Source organism: Clostridium sp. NkU-1, assembly GCA_001312405.1.
Genome location: BBDR01000002.1, coordinates 70,500 through 89,591, shown reverse-complemented (window position 1 = coordinate 89,591; position 19,092 = coordinate 70,500). Strand labels below are relative to the sequence as shown.

Annotated in this window: 21 protein-coding genes and 3 pseudogenes; 4 read left to right on the top strand and 20 right to left on the bottom strand. The window is 40.4% G+C overall.

Annotated features, from left to right (window positions below):
• Positions 1 to 102: 102 nt before the first annotated feature.
• Complete coding sequence (locus JCM10519_RS03025; RefSeq protein ID WP_054737901.1) at positions 103 to 1,785, top strand: S8 family serine peptidase; 1,683 nt, start codon at positions 103 to 105, stop codon at positions 1,783 to 1,785.
• Positions 1,786 to 1,900: 115 nt separating this feature from the next.
• Here JCM10519_RS03025 and JCM10519_RS03020 read toward each other — a convergent pair whose 3' ends face one another.
• The 6 genes from JCM10519_RS03020 to JCM10519_RS02990 all read right to left on the bottom strand — a co-directional run bounded on the left by JCM10519_RS03020 (position 1,901) and on the right by JCM10519_RS02990 (position 6,104).
• The gene (locus JCM10519_RS03020) at positions 1,901 to 2,509 is read right to left on the bottom strand and encodes a phosphate acyltransferase (RefSeq protein ID WP_347843201.1); all 609 of its coding nucleotides are present in this window, start codon (positions 2,507 to 2,509) and stop codon (positions 1,901 to 1,903) included.
• Positions 2,509 to 2,754 (bottom strand): hypothetical protein, encoded by a 246-nt coding sequence (locus JCM10519_RS03015; protein ID WP_054737899.1) that lies wholly within the window; start codon positions 2,752 to 2,754, stop codon positions 2,509 to 2,511. Before JCM10519_RS03015 ends, JCM10519_RS03020 begins: the two co-directional genes overlap by 1 nt.
• Positions 2,755 to 2,827: 73 nt before the next feature.
• A complete protein-coding gene (gene buk / locus JCM10519_RS03010; protein ID WP_347843200.1) occupies positions 2,828 to 3,856 on the bottom strand; it encodes a butyrate kinase in 1,029 nt (342 codons plus the stop codon).
• Positions 3,857 to 4,189: 333 nt separating this feature from the next.
• Positions 4,190 to 4,789, bottom strand: a complete 600-nt coding sequence (locus JCM10519_RS03000; protein WP_054737896.1) for a bile acid:sodium symporter — start codon at positions 4,787 to 4,789, stop codon at positions 4,190 to 4,192.
• A 156-nt stretch (positions 4,790 to 4,945) separates the two neighbouring features.
• Positions 4,946 to 5,641, bottom strand: coding sequence for a hypothetical protein (locus JCM10519_RS02995; RefSeq protein ID WP_054737895.1), 696 nt, complete (start codon positions 5,639 to 5,641; stop codon positions 4,946 to 4,948).
• On the bottom strand, positions 5,562 to 6,104 hold the full coding sequence (locus JCM10519_RS02990) for a hypothetical protein (protein ID WP_054737894.1): 543 nt from the start codon (positions 6,102 to 6,104) through the stop codon (positions 5,562 to 5,564). Before JCM10519_RS02990 ends, JCM10519_RS02995 begins: the two co-directional genes overlap by 80 nt.
• A 252-nt stretch (positions 6,105 to 6,356) precedes the next feature.
• Between JCM10519_RS02990 and JCM10519_RS02985 the strand changes: the two genes are divergently transcribed.
• Positions 6,357 to 6,539 (top strand): MerR family transcriptional regulator, encoded by a 183-nt coding sequence (locus JCM10519_RS02985; protein WP_054737893.1) that lies wholly within the window; start codon positions 6,357 to 6,359, stop codon positions 6,537 to 6,539.
• Between the two features lie 4 nt (positions 6,540 to 6,543).
• Positions 6,544 to 7,158, top strand: a complete 615-nt coding sequence (locus JCM10519_RS02980; RefSeq protein ID WP_054737892.1) for a cupin domain-containing protein — start codon at positions 6,544 to 6,546, stop codon at positions 7,156 to 7,158.
• A gap of 322 nt (positions 7,159 to 7,480) precedes the next feature.
• On the opposite strand, the gene JCM10519_RS02975 is transcribed toward JCM10519_RS02980, so the two are convergent.
• The 12 genes and pseudogenes from JCM10519_RS02975 to JCM10519_RS02940 form a co-directional block, all read right to left on the bottom strand.
• The gene (locus tag JCM10519_RS02975) at positions 7,481 to 8,479 is read right to left on the bottom strand and encodes a GHKL domain-containing protein (RefSeq protein ID WP_347842981.1); all 999 of its coding nucleotides are present in this window, start codon (positions 8,477 to 8,479) and stop codon (positions 7,481 to 7,483) included.
• 1,322 nt (positions 8,480 to 9,801) lie between these two features.
• Positions 9,802 to 10,308, bottom strand: a pseudogene (gene tnpA, locus JCM10519_RS02970) (IS200/IS605 family transposase).
• Between the two features lie 430 nt (positions 10,309 to 10,738).
• The gene (locus tag JCM10519_RS25845) at positions 10,739 to 10,816 is read right to left on the bottom strand and encodes a hypothetical protein (RefSeq protein WP_347843199.1); all 78 of its coding nucleotides are present in this window, start codon (positions 10,814 to 10,816) and stop codon (positions 10,739 to 10,741) included.
• Positions 10,800 to 11,540, bottom strand: a complete 741-nt coding sequence (locus JCM10519_RS25840) for a hypothetical protein (protein ID WP_347842980.1) — start codon at positions 11,538 to 11,540, stop codon at positions 10,800 to 10,802. The genes JCM10519_RS25845 and JCM10519_RS25840 overlap by 17 nt, the downstream gene beginning before the upstream one ends.
• Before the next feature lie 2 nt (positions 11,541 to 11,542).
• On the bottom strand, positions 11,543 to 11,818 hold the full coding sequence (locus tag JCM10519_RS25835) for a hypothetical protein (RefSeq protein WP_347842979.1): 276 nt from the start codon (positions 11,816 to 11,818) through the stop codon (positions 11,543 to 11,545).
• A 33-nt stretch (positions 11,819 to 11,851) separates the two neighbouring features.
• On the bottom strand, positions 11,852 to 12,046 hold the full coding sequence (locus JCM10519_RS25830) for a hypothetical protein (RefSeq protein ID WP_347842978.1): 195 nt from the start codon (positions 12,044 to 12,046) through the stop codon (positions 11,852 to 11,854).
• 1,242 nt (positions 12,047 to 13,288) lie between these two features.
• Positions 13,289 to 13,885, bottom strand: a complete 597-nt coding sequence (locus JCM10519_RS02960; RefSeq protein WP_054737890.1) for an accessory gene regulator B family protein — start codon at positions 13,883 to 13,885, stop codon at positions 13,289 to 13,291.
• A 3-nt stretch (positions 13,886 to 13,888) separates the two neighbouring features.
• Positions 13,889 to 14,032 (bottom strand): cyclic lactone autoinducer peptide, encoded by a 144-nt coding sequence (locus tag JCM10519_RS25825; RefSeq protein ID WP_347842977.1) that lies wholly within the window; start codon positions 14,030 to 14,032, stop codon positions 13,889 to 13,891.
• A gap of 377 nt (positions 14,033 to 14,409) precedes the next feature.
• The gene (locus JCM10519_RS02955) at positions 14,410 to 14,886 is read right to left on the bottom strand and encodes an LURP-one-related family protein (protein ID WP_054737889.1); all 477 of its coding nucleotides are present in this window, start codon (positions 14,884 to 14,886) and stop codon (positions 14,410 to 14,412) included.
• Positions 14,883 to 15,431: an endonuclease III gene (gene nth, locus JCM10519_RS02950; protein ID WP_347842976.1), complete on the bottom strand. Its 549-nt coding sequence runs from the start codon at positions 15,429 to 15,431 to the stop codon at positions 14,883 to 14,885. The genes JCM10519_RS02955 and nth overlap by 4 nt, the downstream gene beginning before the upstream one ends.
• Before the next feature lie 183 nt (positions 15,432 to 15,614).
• Positions 15,615 to 16,851: pseudogene (locus tag JCM10519_RS02945) on the bottom strand (endonuclease Q family protein); the annotation flags it as partial.
• A 23-nt stretch (positions 16,852 to 16,874) separates the two neighbouring features.
• A pseudogene (locus tag JCM10519_RS02940) lies at positions 16,875 to 17,835 on the bottom strand (YafY family protein).
• A gap of 151 nt (positions 17,836 to 17,986) precedes the next feature.
• Here JCM10519_RS02940 and JCM10519_RS02935 point away from each other — a divergent pair.
• Positions 17,987 to 18,214: a hypothetical protein gene (locus JCM10519_RS02935; RefSeq protein ID WP_054737888.1), complete on the top strand. Its 228-nt coding sequence runs from the start codon at positions 17,987 to 17,989 to the stop codon at positions 18,212 to 18,214.
• A gap of 58 nt (positions 18,215 to 18,272) precedes the next feature.
• On the opposite strand, the gene JCM10519_RS02930 is transcribed toward JCM10519_RS02935, so the two are convergent.
• On the bottom strand, positions 18,273 to 18,797 hold the full coding sequence (locus tag JCM10519_RS02930; protein WP_054737887.1) for a DUF1266 domain-containing protein: 525 nt from the start codon (positions 18,795 to 18,797) through the stop codon (positions 18,273 to 18,275).
• A complete protein-coding gene (locus JCM10519_RS02925) occupies positions 18,776 to 18,955 on the bottom strand; it encodes a hypothetical protein (RefSeq protein WP_054737886.1) in 180 nt (59 codons plus the stop codon). Before JCM10519_RS02925 ends, JCM10519_RS02930 begins: the two co-directional genes overlap by 22 nt.
• Positions 18,956 to 19,092 lie beyond the last annotated feature (137 nt).

Here is a 19,092-nt window from a genome sequence, read left to right as displayed (position 1 = left end):
AACTTGCAAGGGAAAAGAGGATTTCTGTACTTCTTTTTCGCAGTGCAGGTCCCTCCAAATATAATTTATAATAGACACGATGTAAAACAGGTGATGACGAAAATGAAAAAAATTCTAGATAATAACTATTATGATTTAATCATCAGCAATACCCAGGCTTCTTCATACACCACCGGAGACAATGTCATCTATGTAAACAAGAATAATTCCTTGCTTCATGTTCCTGTTAACGGAAATGACCCCTGCGATTTAGGCAAGTCTTCTTACAACAGCTTTCCCAGCTTATATACACTCACGTCTTCCATCAGCCTGGAAAAATCCGGTATCGCTGCCGTACAGAGAAATCCTTCTCTGGCTTTATTCGGCCAGGGCGTTCTGGCAGTTATCATTGATACCGGAATTGACTATCAGCATACTGCATTTCAATATTCGGATGGATCATCCCGTATCCTTTCCATATGGGATCAAACGATACAGGACGGTACGCCACCTGAAGGCCTCACATTCGGTACTGAATACAGCAGGGAACAAATCAATAACGCATTAAATTCGGATGATCCTTTCTCCATTGTCCCAACTATGGATTCAGACGGACATGGCACCGCCATTGCAAGTATCACGGCCGGGACTCCAGATGATGAACAGAATTTCAGCGGTGTTGTCCCTATGGCAGAACTGGTCATCGTAAAATTAAAAGAGGCAAAGGAAAACTTAAAAAGAATCCATTTTGTTCCTGAAGATGTTGTCTGCTATCAGGAATCTGACATTCTTTTAGCGGCCCACTATGCATATATTATTTCCACACGATACCGGCGCCCAATGGTAATATGCATTGCAATGGGAACCAGCCAGGGCGGACACAACGGTCTCGATGTTACCAGCAGATATTTAGACTACCTGGCACTTCTGCCGGGAATCGGCGTATCTGTTTCTGCTGGGAATGAAGGGAACCGTCAAAGACACTATTTTGCTTCTGCACTCCAATCTCCCTACTATCACGACATGGAATTAAGAGTCGGAAACAGGGATAAAATGTTTTCACTGGAAATCTGGTGCCATGCCATGGAAAAGCTTGCAGTTAATATATTTGCTCCGAACCAGGAAACTACCCATCCGGTTTTTTCCGAACTGTCTCCCTGCAGAAAATTCACATTCATACTTAACCAGACTGCACTATGGGTGAACAATACAATTTTTGAAGAAGAGACCGGAGACCAGCTTATATTGATCCGTTTCAGCAATCCCACACAGGGCATATGGCGCCTGAGGCTTGAAAGTCCCAAAAATGAATCCTTTTCTTTTCATTCATGGCTTCCCTCGGGAGACATGATTTCCAATGAAACTTACTTTGTTCAATCAGATCCTGATACTACTATTACCGCACCGGGAAATGCCCGGTCTTTATTAACAGTTGCCGCATACAATCACTGGTATGACAGTATCCTGGCTGAATCAGGAAGAGGTTACATGAGAAACAATCAAATTAAACCAGATATTGCTGCTCCAGGTTACCAGCTTCCCTGTGCCGTTCCCGGCAACCGGTATGGAACTGCAACAGGTACGGGGGCTGCCGCTGCTCACGCTGCCGGTATCATTGCCATGCTGTTTGAATGGGCAGTTATAAAAGAAGTTTATCCGAGAATGACCGGAAATATTGCGAATCATCTTTTAATACGCAACGCCATCCGAAATCCATCAAGTGCTTATCCAAATAGAGTATGGGGATATGGCCAGGCAGAAATAAACAGAATATTCGAACATCTGAGCAGCTACCACCAATCATAATAACGAATCTGCAAATCAGTAAAATTACCATGCAGAAGTATTTTCATTTGAAACTGCACATCAAAAAGAGAGGACTTACAGAGCCATTTAAAGGCTCCCAGTCCCCTCTTTTCGTTTAAATCTGATTCTGGTTATAGTAACAGGTTACAGCAATGGAATTAAGTTTATTCTCAATTGCATCCGTCCTTGATGTCATGACAAAAGGCTGTTCCGTACCCATAATCACAGAGGCGGTGGCAAATCCGGCATAAAAATGCAGGGATTTACTTAAAGTATTTGCCTCCTGCAAGCTGGAAGCGATTAAAATATCTGCACGGCCGGCTACTGGACTGTCAATTCCCTTTCTTTGTGCCGCTTCCATAGAAATAGCATTGTCCAAAGATAAGGGACCGTCAATCACACAGTCTTTTATCTGTCCCCGCCTGTTCATCTGAGTAATGACAGCACTTTGAACGGTATCAGGCATGCTTTCATTGACAGTCTCCACTGCTCCTAAAAGCGCAACCTTCGGGCAGTCCACCCCCAGAGAACGGGACAGGGTTACCGCATTTTTTATGACGTCCAGTCTGACGGACAGTTCAGGAGAAAGATTGACCGCACAGTCTGTCAGAAAGGTAATTCCGTTGTTTTTATTTTCAAATAAAGTAATCTGACTGATTCTGGAATTTGTCTTTAAGCCGCTTTCCCTATTTAAGACCGCTTTCATGAAAACGGAGGTCTGGATCAGCCCTTCATGGGAATATCCGCAGCTCCTTGTTTTGTAAGCGAAACCGCCAGTTTTGCTGCTTCTGTTTCCGTATTTGACGAATATATTTCAAATAAATCATGATTTACAGATAATTCTTCTATCATCAGAGAACGGATTTTTTCCGTATTTCCGATCAGAATAAATTCAGCAAGTCCCAGGGAGGACGCCTGTGCTGCCAGGCGGACTTCCTCTCTGTCTGTGCCGGCAATGGCAATACGCACTTTTTTTCCGGTTTTTCAGCCAGTCGTACATTTCATTAAAATGAGTGATCTGCATCATCTGCCTCCAAGTGTCTTATTCATACTGCTGGATAGGAACTTCCCCCTCCAGAGCTTTTTTTACAGTCCCATAAAGAGCATCAATTTCGTCAACCTCAGGTAAAACATAGACGGGGCATATCCATGAGATGTACTCCTTTATATAAGTAATGAAGCGTTTGGAATTTGCAAGTCCTCCTGTGATTCCAATGGCATCGGGCCTTTCCCCGCAGGCAAACGAGGCTGCGCCCAGAGCTTTCACCACTTGAAAAGCCATCGCCTGATAAACCTCTTCTGCAAGTACATCTCCGCTGTCAATACGTTTTTCCACTTCTTTTGCGTCATTGGTTCCCAGGTGGGCCATAAGGCCGCCGCGCACATTCAGCATTTCATTTAATTGAGCCTTACTGTAATGATCCGACAAAATAAGATTCATCCAGTCCGCCGCAGGAAGGGTCCCTGTCCGGTCCATGCCAAAGGGAGATTCCCCTCCTATACCATTGGTAATGTCAATTACCTGTCCTTTCACATGAGACGCTACGGATATCCCACTTCCCAGATGAGTAATGACCAAAGAAAGTTCCTCATATCTTTTTCCCAGCCGGTTTGCGATTTCCCTGCCCACGGCCTTATGACTTAAAGCCTGAAAAAAACTGTGCCTAGTAATTTGCGGGAGGCCTGTATACCTGGCTATGGGTATTATTTCATCCACACAAGGTAAATCTGCTGTTAAAACCTTTGGTCTGGAACCATCTTTCTTATGGACGGATATGCTGTCTGCCAGTTCTTTTCCAAGAACACAGCCTAGATTGCAGACATGGATTCCGTATTTTCCCGATCTGGCATCAGAAACCATGGCGTCGTTTACCTCAAAAACACCAGAAGGGACAGGCTTCACAGACGGACCTCTTACAATTATTAAATCAATAGAAGAAAGGGAAATATCATGTCTTTTCAAAAAAATCCAGGATTGTGTCTTTCCGAAAACTGTACTGATCCCAGATCTGTGTACAGCCTTCCATTTCTTTCGGATTATGCCGAATTGTTTCCCGAATAAAAGAAGCATCATGAAAAACTGCTGCTTTTGTAGATGTACCGCCTAAATTAAGAATCAATCCATTCATACGGCATGTTCCCCATTTTCATCCTTTTTATGCCAGATGTTTGCAATTACCGGACCAATAATGGAGGCCAGCAAAGCGACAATTATCCCTGGGAGAGCGGCTCCCGGAAGATCCGTGAAATTAGCTGATGCAAGGGTGGAAGCCAGAATCGAATTTTTTTAATGAGGTTTCTATGGCGATGGTTCTGCTCTGTACAACGGAAATTCCTGCGATACGGCTTGCATAGTAACTTCCCACAAGAGGAAGCAGGATATAGAGAAGGCAAGCTGCAAAAATCAGGACATTGCACGTAAACAGAGCTTTTCCATTTCTGCTACGATTGCGCCAATAATCACACTTAAGGACAATAAGGAAAGAAGGGGGGCAGCTTCTTCCACCTTTTTTAGCTTTTCTTTCATAACAGCTTTTAAAGATAAACCAATGAGCAGGGGAAGGACAACGGATTTAAACATGGAGACCATCATACTTACCGCATCCACTTCCGTCCATTTTCCTACCATAAGAAAAGCCAGGGCAGGTGTTACAATAGGTGCAATTATCGTTCCTATGGAGGTTAGGCCTACGGATAAAGCCACATCGCCGTTGGCAATAAATGTCATGACATTGGTGATTACACCTCCAGGGCATGCCGCGCAGAGAATCAGGCCGACGCTTAAGTCCATAGGCAGATGAAGCGCCATGACTGCCACATAGGTCACTACGCTGGACAGCGCATAAACCAGAAAGATACCTATAATGGTTGCTTTGGGTTTTACAACCAAAGCTTTAAAATCACTGGCGCTCATTGTCATGCTCATGCCGAACATGACAATCCCCATGAACAGCGTGGTATGGGGACCCGCCCAGGCAAAAAGACCAGGAAAAAAAATAACCAAGCGCCGCTAACACCACCGTAAAAATTGCAAAGTTCCCCTGTATTACCTTTGATACTTTCAGTAAAGTTTTCATACGTGCCTCCTGTATCGGATTCTATTCCTGAAATTCACATGCTACGCTGATAAATTCTTCCTCATCCAGTGTTTTATGTTTTTTCAATGATAATTCCTTAAGAGCCAGAAGAAGGGCTGGGAACTTCTCTTCCGGAACCTCCATATTGCATTTTTTTTCAACCACACTTTTAAATTATCTTTTCCGCTTTTTTTGCTCATCAGCAGCTGGGGCTCCGTCTGGCCGATAATATCCCAATGATAGGGAAGCATAATCAAAGGATCTGTGTCTTTACAGTTTGTCCAGAGACTGGAAGGCAGACCGGTTTCCCAAAGGAAAATCTTATCTCCTACAATAGGTTTTGTTGGAGGAATGGGAATGCGTGAGCATTCTGCCACAAAATCGGCTAAGGATTTGAATTTTGACATGTCAACTCCTGTATCAACTCCATACAACGCAGCAAGTCCAAGGGCTATTGCTTCTAATTGTGCACCGCCTGCCCGTTCTCCAATTCCATTTACCGTTACATGAGCTACTTCCGCTCCTGCTGCAAGGGCTGCGATAGAGGTGGAAACTCCCATGGCAAAATCATCGTGGAAATGAACTTCCACGGGAAGATCTGGAAAACGTTCTTTCATCTTTCTTACCCGATGGCTGGCTCCCTCAGGAGAAAGCACCCCAAATGTATCTACCAGGGTTACAGAATCAATGTGTCCTTTCTCATAAATTTCCTGTACAAAGTCCAGCAGATAATTTAAGTCTGCCCGGGAAGAATCTGCAGGAAAAAAAGGTAATATCAAGTCCCATTTCATGTCCTGCCAGAGTAGCTTCCACACAACTGTCAACCGCCCGCTTGTATTCCCATTTCTTTCCAAATTTCAGAAGATGCTCGCTGCCGATCATTTCTGCGATAACGCCGTTTACCCCGCATTTCTTTGCCAGCTCCATATCTTTGACCATGTTTCTTACAAAGGCATAGATTTTAGAATTCAATCCCAGGCTGCATATCTCGCGGATAGCGTCCTCATCTTCTTTTAAGACTGCCGGAGTTCCGGCTTCGATTCGGTGCACCCCTGCTTCTGACAGTTTCTTTGCAATGGCGACTTTTTCTTCTTTTGTGAAAATAATACCTGGCTGCTGCTCTCCATCACGCAAGGTTGTGTCTAAGAATTCTACCCTTTTAGGAAAACGGAATTCTTTTGTCACCTCCGGATCATAGTTGCTGGGGCTTACCCACCATTTGTGTTCTTTGTGAAAACTCATGCTTTTTCCTCCATTCTTATTTTTCACATCATTATAAAATGCTTTTATAATGTTTGTATTTTTATTATATTCTTTTTCATAACATTGTCAATATGTTTTTCAATGTTATGAATATTTTGTACAAAATATATGAATATTTAAAGAAAAATTTATAGAGACTGCCAGCCTTTTTGTTGGTTTGACAGGGTAGGAAGTTCTTGTTATACTTTAGGATAAATGATGATTTAAGATTCAGCAGCATTGGAGGAAATAATGGACAAGGTTTTTTTTAATATTAAAGAAGTTGCACAAAAGATAGGCGTGGTTCCTGCCACGATTCGTAATTGGGAGAAGCAGGGGCTTTTTGAAGTAAAGCGTAGTGAGAATGGCTATCGTATCTTTGATTATTCGGATATTGAAAAATTACAGGAAATAAAGGAATGTTCAAAAAAATAAAAACATGGGAATTGAGGCTATCCGCATGCTGTATGGCAACCAGAACGAGCACAATGCGGCTTTTTCCGGGGGAAGCGTATCTAGGCAGCTTTTGAGTGAAAAATGGAAAGAACAGCGTCTTTTAAAAGGCTATACTCTGGAAGAAGTTGCTGATGCAGTAATGGTTTCCCCCGCCCATTTATCGAAAATAGAAAACATGCAGACGAATATTTCTATGGATGTGTTAAACCGTCTGGCTGATTTTTACGGTACAAATGTACTGTATTATCTGGAGGATGCGAAAGAAGACAGGCCACTGGTGAAAAAGGGGGAAGGGGAAGAAATCGGTATCGGAATCGAAGGAGTAAGCATCCGTAATCTCCTGGCCCGCAAAACCCATGGAATGTCCTGCCTTTTATACCGGATAGAGCCAGGAAGCAGAAAACAGACGGTGGCGGAGCATGGAGGAGAGGAATTCATTTACCTGCTGTCAGGAGAAGTTACATTTTTTCTTGGGGATGAGCGCTACCTCCTTCATCCTGGGGACAGCCTTTCCTTTTCATCCAGCAAACCTCACAGGTGGGAGAACAACGGAAGAACCTTTTCTGAAATTCTGTGGTTGTACCATCCTGTGAAATAGAATTTTGATGCAAAAAGGACTGCTGCAAAAGCAGATGGAATCATCTGCCGGAGCAACAGTCTTATTCTCTTGTTACATGTTTACTTTTTTCCAAACATAGCCTTATAATCTACCTGGAATTTTGCAATCCCCTGAGTGGTAATGGAAGGATTTACTGTCATAATACATTTGAATTGATTTTGAAAAGACAAAACATAATTTTTTATGAGGTTTATTACTGGTACAGTAAAGCTTGTACGATAAAAAAAATTCTTCCCGTTTTCTTCAGAGGTAAAATATTCAAAAACCCCTTTATATTTTTCTACAGTCTGTTTTACATTATTTAAACCGATACCGTGCCAACCCTGATCTTTTTGGTAGAATATATTTTTCCATCACGAATATCAATCGATTGTACATGGTAAGGATTTCTGATCTCAAGCGAGAGTGCTTTATGATGATAGCTAATATCAACCAGGATAAGGCGTTCCTCTACCGGAAGTTTTATACAAGCTTCTAAAGCGTTATCCAGTAAATTACCTAAAATAATAGTAATATCCATTTGATTGATATGCAGGATATCAGGAAGTTCAATGTGGAGTTTTAGTTTTGTATCCTGTTGTGAGGCCAGGTACAATTTGCTGTTAACTATGGCATCGATTACAATATCACCACAGGCAATTCCTGATTCAGTAATGTGAGTAAATTCAATAATTCCATTTACATACTCTAATAATACTTCTATCTGCCTCTGTTCAGCCAATGTTTTAATAACGGATAAATGATGCTTCATATCATGCTTCTGTCCACGGATATCATCCTGGAACTTGTGTATTAATTTTGCCTGCTTCTGAAAAGCATCATTTTGTTGTGTCAATAAAATATTTTCATATTTTATTGATTCTTCTTTAATAAGATTATTATATAAATAAAAAATCAAAAAGTTGATTACTAATAAAATCAGGATAATGATTTCAATTGATAATAATTCCTTGACTTTTTCAGAATAAATTTGTGTAACCAGGACATGCAAAATGTAAGTACTGCTTGCAGGAACAAGAAAAACCGCCAGCCAATAAGAGCGGGGCAATTTTGAATCATAAGTATCTGGCCGTTTGAATAATGAGCAGTTTATTAATTTTACAAAACCAAGCATTAACAGCGTTGAAACAATAATACCTGGTATTAACAAATCAATCTTACTGATTGCAGCAGAAATAGGCGTTTGAAACAAAAAGCCTATGGCAGCAGCCGTATAATATTCGCTGGCAATGGATAATATGTAGATAAAAGATGTAGCGAGCAGCCGCTTGTAAAATACCGTTTTGTAAAATAAGGCCATAACAAAACCCATAAATAAATTGAAGACTATGTTCAGAGATGGGTTAATTGTCAAATTCGGAGGTGAATTTATAAAATTGACATTAATGAGAATAGTGAGAAAATAATAAATACCATAAGCCATGATTATGACACGACTGGTGAATCGCTTTTTTTGAAGAAGATTACCAATAAAGCAGTAAATTGAATAAGTACGAATCATATTTGTAATCAAATATGTGATTATAATAGTCATCTAAAACCAGCCTTTCATTTCTCATTTGAAATATTTTTATCTGACTTTTTCTTTCTTTAGCATGAGTATCGTAAGAGAAGACATAAATTGATACCGTTTTTTGGATTGAAACATAATTTTTTTATCTTATTACCCATGTTAATTCTGCTCATTTCCCCATTTTATTATTTAAGTAAGCAATGCCGTAGAAAACCTAAGCAGTAGTTTTATATGGCATACAAAAAAAGGTTCATCATCGCAAATAGTAGTTTGTATTTTTTCATAAGGTTTTCTTTTAATAAAAGTTAACATATTTGCTGTTTTGATAAAATTATAACATAAAATCCTTATATTCTTAATACTTTTTTCAAATATATAATAATTCAGTTTTTCTATTCAACCGTTTTTTAACAATTCAATGAATTCTCCAGACATAGCAGAGGCTTTCCCATTCCATAAAATCCAAACTCCTTTTCTGCTTCCATTTATGTTTTACAAACGAAATTTTTATACTTTTATTTACATACTACTAAAGTTCTCTTTTTTTTCATATGCCTCACTTTGAGGTATTTTAACCATAAGAATATAGCGTCCCCTGATAAATGGCACACTTTTACAACACCGGAGATAGTTACGCGCACATTAATATCCTGATAAATCCTAATCAGGGTGTAATTTCCCTTGTTATCATATCCGATAATAATAGGCAGCTACTTGTCAAACCTGTCCTTCAGCTCAAAGCGATCATGGACACCTGGATTCAGAACAGTATCACCTAACCTTTTCTATAGCCTTCTCATACCTATGTTTTGTCAATACAATTATTTTTTTAATTATAGCATATTTTTCTTTACCAATTAATTCCCCAAAAAGCAGTAATTTTAATCAACTACTTGGAAAATAAATCAAACTTCTGTTCATCAGACCGGAGATTTGCACTCGTTAAGGCGTCTGCTCCCCAGACACACAATAAAAGAAAACACCTGCCGGCAAATTCGGCAAGTGTTTTCTAATAAAGGAGGAGTACATAAATGATCATTATGCTGCGGTGCTCTTTACAATATTAAAGTATAAAAAAATAATTTGTCCTGTGACTATCTCTAACAATTTTATGCAATTACCCTTTTCCCGACATGTCCATTTTCTGACTCAAAAGTTCTGTATATGTCACTTACTGACATCTTTGAATCTTTAAGGCTGCCGGCTAAGCAGGTGGCTTGTTCTGCCCCTATAAGGGGATTCTGGATATATGCTTTGATTGCAGCTGTATTCTTCCCTACTGTATCGACATAATATCCACGACACCAGAAATGACGTTTTCCATACTTATACTTTAGATTCGCATGCTTCTCAAATATCATGAGCGAACTTTTTCCTTTTAAGTACCCCACTATCTCTGATACCTAATACTTTGGTGGAATGCTTACCAACATATGTACATGATCCGGCATGCACTCCGCTTCTATTATCTCGATTCCTTTCCTTCTGCATAAATTTCCTAGAATTTGACCTACATCTGCCTTTATATCCTTATAGATTATCTGTCTCTGATATTTAGGTGCAAAAACAATGTGGTACTTGTATTTTTTTGTATGGGCTAAACTATTAGTGTCCATCTTGGACCTCCTGCGCTTTTATATTTGTAGTTTGCAGACATACATCTATTCTAGCACAGGAGTTACTTTAATCTAAAGAACTTTCCTCCCCCTTCATAGCAGGGGGGTTATTTTTACTGTGACTCCATAAAATCTTTCGTCAATCATCGCCGAAAGGGGTATTATGGAGTGCTTAATGGATACAAGATTGAACTATTTAAGAATATCACTTATTTATTCTAGCTGCAATAGCGCATTTTGTGGTATTTTTATACTTCAACGGATTTCAAATTGTCTCGGTATGCCTCTTGATCTTTTTACTGTTTTAGCATGGATTCATTCCAGGCTGATCATTGATTCTACGACTCTAAAAGATCCTGAGCCGGATCCATTTTTAGTTAAATTTATCAAAAGGTTCTTTATAAATGAATCTGTCATGAAACGGATTGTTTTATAATGACATCATCCTGTTATCAACAACCCTTCTGGCCTTCCCTTCGCAACGCTGGATGCTATTTGCCTTTAAAATATTTATATTGACAGCGATTCCAATTACACTTTCTATTTTTTTTAGAAATAGAATTTTTGATTTTCCGCTGCTCATCTTCATTGCCGAATATCTCCTCATCGAATAACTCAAAGTCAACAGTCAGACGATCCAAATTATGTACTCTGTCAACTACAATCTGATAATACGGGCTGGTTTCGGAAAAATTTAACAATGCTGACTCAATTTGTGTAGGAAAAATATTCACGCCACGAATAATTAGCATATCATCTGTTCTTCCTTTCAGTTTTGTCAATCTGGCATGAGTTCTTCCGCAATTACATTTTTCATGTGATAAACTACAAATATCACCGGTTTTATATCGTATCAATGGCAGACCTTGCTTATTAATTGTTGTAATTACTAAATTTCCCAATTTTCCATCTTCCAGGACTTCTTCTGTTTCCACGTCTATAATTTCCGGGATAAAATTGTCCTCCCATATATGCAAACCATTTTGACATTCACATTCCTGAGCTATGGAAGGCCCCATGATTTCACTTAATCCATAGATGTCATATGCTTTGATGCCCAATCGTCCTTCAATTTCCCTTCTCATTTCTTCTGTCCAGGGCTCGGCACCAAAAATGCCTGAAGTTAAATGCAACTCGTTTTTCTTAATACCAGCTTTATTTAATGTATCTGCAATATAAAGCGCATACGAAGGGGTACAGCATAAACAGGTGCTCTGGAAATCTTTCAGCATATTTATCTGTCTTTCCGTATTACCTGTAGAAGCGGGAACGCTGCTGCTCCAACCAGTTCTACTCCATAATGGACACCTAACCCACCTGTAAATAACCCATAACCATAGCAAATCTGGACTTTGGAAGCTTTGCTTACTCCCGCCATTACCAGACAGCGCGCCATATTTTCTGACCATGTACGAATATCATCCTTTGTATACCCTACCACAGTCTGTTTTCCAGTGGTTCCACTGGAAGCATGTATTCTTACAATATCCTCCATTGGTGTTGCAAACATTCCAAATGATAGGTGATCCTTAAATCTTCCTTATTAGTAAATGGCAATTTTTTTTAAATCGGCCAAAGAAGCTATATCATGGGGATCTATTCCTAAATCATCCATTTTTTTTGCATAGTACGGCACATTTTCATAAATTTTGTTAACAGTATCTTTTAGCCTTTTTATTTGAATTTCCTTCAACTTTTCTTCTTTTATGCATTCTATAGCAGGATTCCAATATTCCATATTTGCATTTCCTTTTCTCATTCTCGTAATATAGTTAGTTAATCTCAATTATTTCTCTTATCAGTACCGGAACGGAATCCGGGTCCCTGTCTCCTCCTCCGTATCCATATGTCTGTTTCTGATAGCAGTCTCTTCATATATGCCAGCTCATAGTAAATTATCCTGCTGATAAAGCTGGCTATCATCAACTGTAATATTCCTTTTTACCTGTGTATCAGCAAATTTCTCCCAGCATAATTATCTTTTCAGCAATTTCCGCCTGATAAGTCATCCATAAACAAGCGGCATTTATATTATTAACAAGAACCATCATTGCAATTGAATTCATAATCACTCTTACGCTTATTTTAGACAATTTTTTTCTTACATTTGTTCATAACACCTTTCCTCCTCAAATTTTTTATACATATAGAGTCGTTTGCGAAACACTACACGCCACTTAATCAAGGCTTTTTTTCTTTCCTAAAATAACACGACTTTACAACTTTTATAAATGGTAACCTTGTTGCTGAATCAGCTGTTTTAGGGCTTTGATAGGAGCAGTGGATTTTATACTGGTTTCGATGTTTCTGAGTTTAACATAATTAAACCTTTTTCACAGTATTCTTTCAATTTCTCTCGTAAAAAAAACAAAAACTCGCTTTTTCCCATTACATTAACAAAGTGAAAAAAATTAGATTTTATTTTTGTTATAATCAGGTGACAATCAGGCAGTATTTACTATATTCTTTCACTCCTGCTCTCTAATTCTTATCATTCTTCTAAATGAAAAAAAGCGTCCGATTGTGTTATAAAAGCAGGGATAAACATATATCTTCAAAAGGAATATAGGTTTTCAAATAACTTTTTCTGGTAATTTTAACTGATAATAAAGCGGAACCCTAAACCATGTGAGACTTGAATGAGGCCTGGTAGAAAAACATAATAAAACAGAACTATGAATACATACAGCTTGTAATACAAAAGGTACAAGCATAGACTGTTAAGCTCAGTAAGGTCACTAAGCTAATGAACTTTATTAATAACAAAGCAAGAGACAGTCTGAATGGATGCACTCCACTAAAACTGTCTCTTATCCCCTTAATCATTATTACAGACCACTGAATTACATTTTTTTTAGTTTAGAAAACCGGAAGCAAATTCTGTGTTTTCATGCATTATGCCTTTTTATAAAAGTTACTTCTTTAATAAGCATCAACGATAATATCTTCGCTTTTTTTCTGGCAGGAATCCATCTTATTCTTACGTTTCATCAGTACGATGATGGTAGTTATTTTGTATTTTTCCTGACAGTACCGTTATTGCTACAATAAAAAGCGTAAGTGTTACAAGCCAACTCAACTTATCATAAGAAAAATAATGGCATATGATTGAAATAAAAACTTCAATCGTTAAAATCAAACGGGCAAGTTTTCCATATATCTGTATCTCATCTGATTCAAGAGGCTTGTTTATATTTTCTACAGGAGCAAGTATAGTAATTACTGCAGAAGAACAAAACATCAATAATAAATTAATATCATATCTCATCACCTTTGGAGATAGCCGTACAAGCAGTAATGCAGCAACCATCACAAAACAAGATACTAAATAACAATAAAAAGAATTTTTAGCATGATAACCTCCGGCATAGGACCGCAATGGGATAAATAACACTAAAAACAAGAAACATTCAAATAACTGTCCCAAAGCCATACCTATCACAATAGCTGTCGCCAGATTAAGAATATTCATAAATAATAGTTCAAATCCATAAACATAAATATCTTTATCCTGACGGTCAATCGCTTCTGTATTAACTAAATATTCAATCAGCAAACAAATTAAATTTTTAGTCATTTTCTAAACTTTTTTTAATTTTTTTGCTGATTCCGGAGCTTTAGGCTGATAATAAATAGATCCACATGCCATATTAGTCGTTAAACTTGCAGTAACAAGAGCTAGTGCTGCAATGATATGCCCATATTTACATAAAATTTTTTTCATTCAAATACACTCCTCACCTATTTTTTATCAAAGACTGCCCGCTTTTCTTTGGTAAAAAAAGTATAACATAATCAGACCTTTTTAGCAGTATTCTTTCAATTTCTCTCATAAAAAAAGCAAAAACTCGTATTTTTCTTTTTATGACCTCAACAAAGTGAAATACAAAGTTGGATTCCAGCTTTTTGATTTTTACATGGGTACACAATAAAAAAAACGCTTACACCTACATTTGTTTGCAGATATAAGCGTATAATTTATCTTAACTTAATGGCATTGACTTTAGAGGGATCATATCATTGTTCTAAGAATCCGCAAAAAAAGCCGTATTCTTATTGTTTCATGGATTTCTGATTAGAGACCTATAGAAACTAAATCCGTCAGCCTTTGTTTTGACTGCATTTAATCGCATCAATGGCAAGAACCACCATTAGTGCCAAAAGGCTGTCCTGCCCATCGGCCACATCGATCAAATATGTATCGGTAAAATGAAAAAGCTGCTTTTCAATCCGTGCAACAACACTTCCGGTTTGGGAAAGAATGGAGTAATCCCATTCCATGAAACTGCCTTCCACATGCCAGCCATTGCAGTCAACGGAAAAAGAAGGTTTGAAAAAAGTAAACTCTTTTGTGATGGTTCCCACCGTTTGGCCGTCGATCTGGATGGCAAACCGGGGCAGGAAGGTAAGCACCTGCTCCCTTAAGGTGGCCAGGTGATTGCCGCTGTTGTCATAGATTTCCAGCTTGTGGCCCCAGGCGGGCCTTCCGCAGACCGTGTATACGGCAGCACCACTTTCATCATATATGTCGTAGCTGTCAAACCAGGAAAAAAAACGCTGTTTAAACATAAGCTTCATGATATCTCTTTATCTCCTTTTCCGTCTTTGTCCATCATCTGCCCACACCATTCCCTTAGCATGCATTCCCCGCACCTTGCCTTCCTTGCCGTACAGATTGCCCTGCCATGATAAATAAGCTGAAAATTGATCCGGTTCCAGTGGTCCTTTGGAAGTATCCTCTGCAGTTCCAATTCTACCTCTGCCGGATTTTTCCCGGAAGCCCAGCCCAGCCGCTTAGAAATGCGGAATACATGAGTATCCACTGTGACCCCGGGTATTCCGTAGGCATCTGCCAGAAATAGGGTGGCAGTCTTTCTGCCCACTCCGGCCAGATTTAGAACCCCGTCAATATCCCTTGGGACCTCGCCTCCATATTCCTCCGCGATCTGACTGCAGCATTTTTTCAAATTTCTTGCCTTATTCTTATAAAGTCCGATGGAACGTATGGAATCCTCAATTTCCTCCAGGGGCGCTTCCGCCATCTGCTCTACGGTCTGAAAACGCTGAAACAACTGGGGAAGCACCTCCTCCACCTGTTTGTCCGTGCTTTGGGCGCTGAGCATGATGCCGCCAAAAGCTGCCAGGGCTGCTGATGGTAAAAACCTTCCTTTGTCACACCGTAAACCTGGTCCAGTTTTTCAAGTATATAACTGACATTTTTCTTTCTCATCGGGTGTTTTCCAACCTCCGTCACTGTATTGTATCTGCTTTCCCTTTCAGGCTCAGCTGTTTTTCCCCCGCTTGCTAATTTCCTCCGGCTCAAACAGCCGGATGATCCCATATTCCCCGTCATATCCAGGAGAACACGTGACCCTTCCCTGTCTTAACCGCCTGATTCCCTCTGAAATCATATCACCGGAAGCATGCCTGATGTCCTCCAGGGGCAATTCCCGAAGGATATGAAATTCCGGCCCTAAATCTCTTATCATGGATTCATACTGGTTCTGGACCTTTTTGCTTGCAACAGTATATCCTATAGAAGCCGCAATCACTTCAGAAAGAGGGACCAGATTCTCAAACGGCTTTCCGCCGGGAAGAATAAAGCCCTGGCTGCGGTCAGCCAGCTGATCGATCCGGTGAGACACTCCGGTGGTCAGCTTACGGCCGCATACCGGGCACTTGCCGGAATACTGCTTTGCTTCTGACGGGGAGAGGCAGAGGCTGCATTTCCGGTGGCCATCATAATGGTATTTCCCCTCTTCCGGAAAAAAACTCTACGGTCCCCTCTAATCCCTCTCCCTTTTGTATGGCATTCCAAAGCCCGGTATAAGACAATTCAATATCCAGAAGATTGGCTTCCCTGCCCAGCTTTGATGGGGAATGGGCATCTGAGTTGGAAACCAGCTGAAAACGGTCCAGGGCCGACAAACGCCATATCATAGGAGGATCAGAAGAAAGCCCTGTTTCCAGCGCATGGACATGGGGAGTCAAATCCTCAAAACACTCCTCAATGGAATCAAAACCGGAAAATGCCCCGAACAAAGAAAAATGCGGCGTCCAGATATGAGCCGGAATGTAAATGGCCCTGGGGCATAATTCCAGCGTGATTTCCAGAAGGTCATGACAATTCAGTCCCAAAATAGGCCTGCCGTCTGAATGAAGGTTCCCAATGGTTTCCAGTTTTTTTGAAAGCAGTTCTGCCTCCTCAAGGCCCGGAAGGAGAATGACGCTGTGAACCTTTCTCACTTTTCCATTCTTCTTATAAATAGAACTGATCTCTCCGGAGATCACAAACCGGGGAGTCCTGTCTTCCGGCCCGGTTCCCTTGTCCACCCGGTATTCTTCTTTTAATGTGTAAAGCCCTTCCTCTGCAGGAATCAGCTTATCCTTTAATTCCTCACGCCACGCCGGGTGGGTAAAATCACCGGTCCCCAGGATACCGATTCCCTTGCGCCTTGCCCATAAGTCCAAATACTCCAGTGAACAATCCTTACTGGTCGCCCTGGAATAATGGGAGTGGATATGCAAGTCTGCTATATACATAAATTTCACCTGCTTCTATTAATTTATGTTTTATTATAGCCTTCTTTGGCGCTCTCTGCAAGAAGCAGGCCCTTCCTTTTCCCGGCATATTTTTCATAAATTCCCATAGCCAGCTCTTCCATGTCTTTTCTGAATTCCTCTGGCTCCATTAGTTCAACCTGATCTCCCATGCTTAAGAGCCATCCAAGCAGATTATCCTTGTTGGAAAAGCCTGCTTCAAACAAAAGCTTTCCATCCTCCCTCTCTTTAAAACAACCGATTCCAAACTCTTCGATCAGACGCCACTTTATCCCTGGCTCGCAAACCGCAGTGACTTTAAAACTAACAGGGTATGGATCTTCCGGAAAGCACTCAAAGGGGGAGTGGGAAGTCTTTCACAATGTTCACCGGTATCTCCAAGCTCCTGGATCCGGTTCAGCTTGAACATACGGAAATCCTTCCGGTCCCTGCAGTATCCCCACACATACCAGGAGGACCACTGGAATACCAGCAGATAAGGGTCAATGATCCTTTCCGTCTCACCGCCGGGAGCATAATAATGGAATTTTATGGAATGGCTGGCTTCAATGGCTTCCTGAATCAGCTCTATCTTTGGGGAAAGGGAAGATTTATACCAGGAGGACAGGTTAATCATGATATGGTTTTCCGGGACCTGTACCGATGCCTGGTCCACTGACAGCTTTTTCATTAACTGCTGATACCGGCTGGTTCCCGCCACACTGTCCAGACTTCTGAGTCCGGTCAGTATGGATTGCATTTCAGAGGATGTAAGCACTGTCCGGTCGATCCGGTAGGCAGGCATGATGGATATCCCTCCATTCTGCCCCTGGGAAGTTGCAAGGGGAATTCCCGCCCTTAACAGGCTTCCACATCCCGGTTTATGGTCCTTCTTGAAACCTCAAATATTTCCGCAAGATAAGATGCCGTTACCTTTTCCTCCTGAAGCAAAATGGACAAAATTCCGATAAGTCTGTCAATCTTCATAGGCAATCCTTTCTTTTATATCCCATTATACCATGAGAACAATGAGCAGGGCACCGCAAAGCGGCATTTGTCAAATGCAACACAATAATTGACTCCTTTTTCCATTTATGCTAGGATGTGCCTAACAATCAAGAAAGAAAGGATCAGTTAAATGAACTTAATGAACCTGATGCAGTTAAAGGAATCCTGGGCTGTTTTTAAAGATAACCATCCTAAATTCCCTCTGTTCCTGAAAGCAGCCTTAAAGGGCCCGTTAAAAGAAGGAAGTGTGGTGGAAATCCGCATTACATCACCGGAAGGAAAAGACCTTACCACTAATTTAAAAATTAAGGCTTCCGACATGGAACTGCTTGAACATTGGAAAGACTCCTTTGTATGATACTAAAAAGTCGGCAGGCTGCCGACTTTTTTAACACTCCAAGACCCCTATGAAATGATTATTTGCTTTCAGCCAGCGGAAGGTTCCAATCCAGCAGGTAGGGACTGTTATCCCTTGTTTTGATATCTTCATAGACTTCGCGCCGGGCATCTCCGCTTTCATATGCCCAATATTCATACCCTCTTAAGTAACTGTCCATCATTTCATCCCATGATGAAAACCTTTTCTGAATCGTCTGTGCTATTTCAAGGGACTTGTCCAGTGCCTCCTGTTCCGTATAATATCCGGCAATATAATACCAGCCGCACAAGGATGCAGCACGGCAGTAATCCCAACCGTCAATAGCCCCTGCTCCGTATTTTATGTAGTCGTCATATCCTTTTGCAAGATAAAAGGCTTCATTTTCATCACCTGTAACATCACTAAAATATCCAACCAGCTCCGCCTGTTCCAGTTCCGATGCACCGTCCTCTTCAAGCGACTGCATCAGCGAAGCATAATCCGTCCGGTGCCCTTCGTCAAGCAGCCAGTTTAAATTTTCGTCTGCGCTGGCTCTGTCCGTTACACTCCACCATTCCTCCAATGCCCCAAGCTCAAGCTGTTTATTGCTTCATTCGCCTTCATTCCCCCAAAGAGCGTATAATCTCCGCCGTTAAGCTCTGTTAAAACAGCATATGTACCGTTGATCCAAAGAATTTCCGGCTGTACTTTTTTTCTGCGGTACACAGCCGGCACATCCACACAGGATGACCCCTATGATGCCAAGAAGAACAGCATTTTTTTGTAAATTTTTGTTTATTCATGTTTTGTTTTACCTTCCATAAATTTAATTCATTTCATAAATCGTTTTATAATGTTATCATCATCTATGGCAAAGA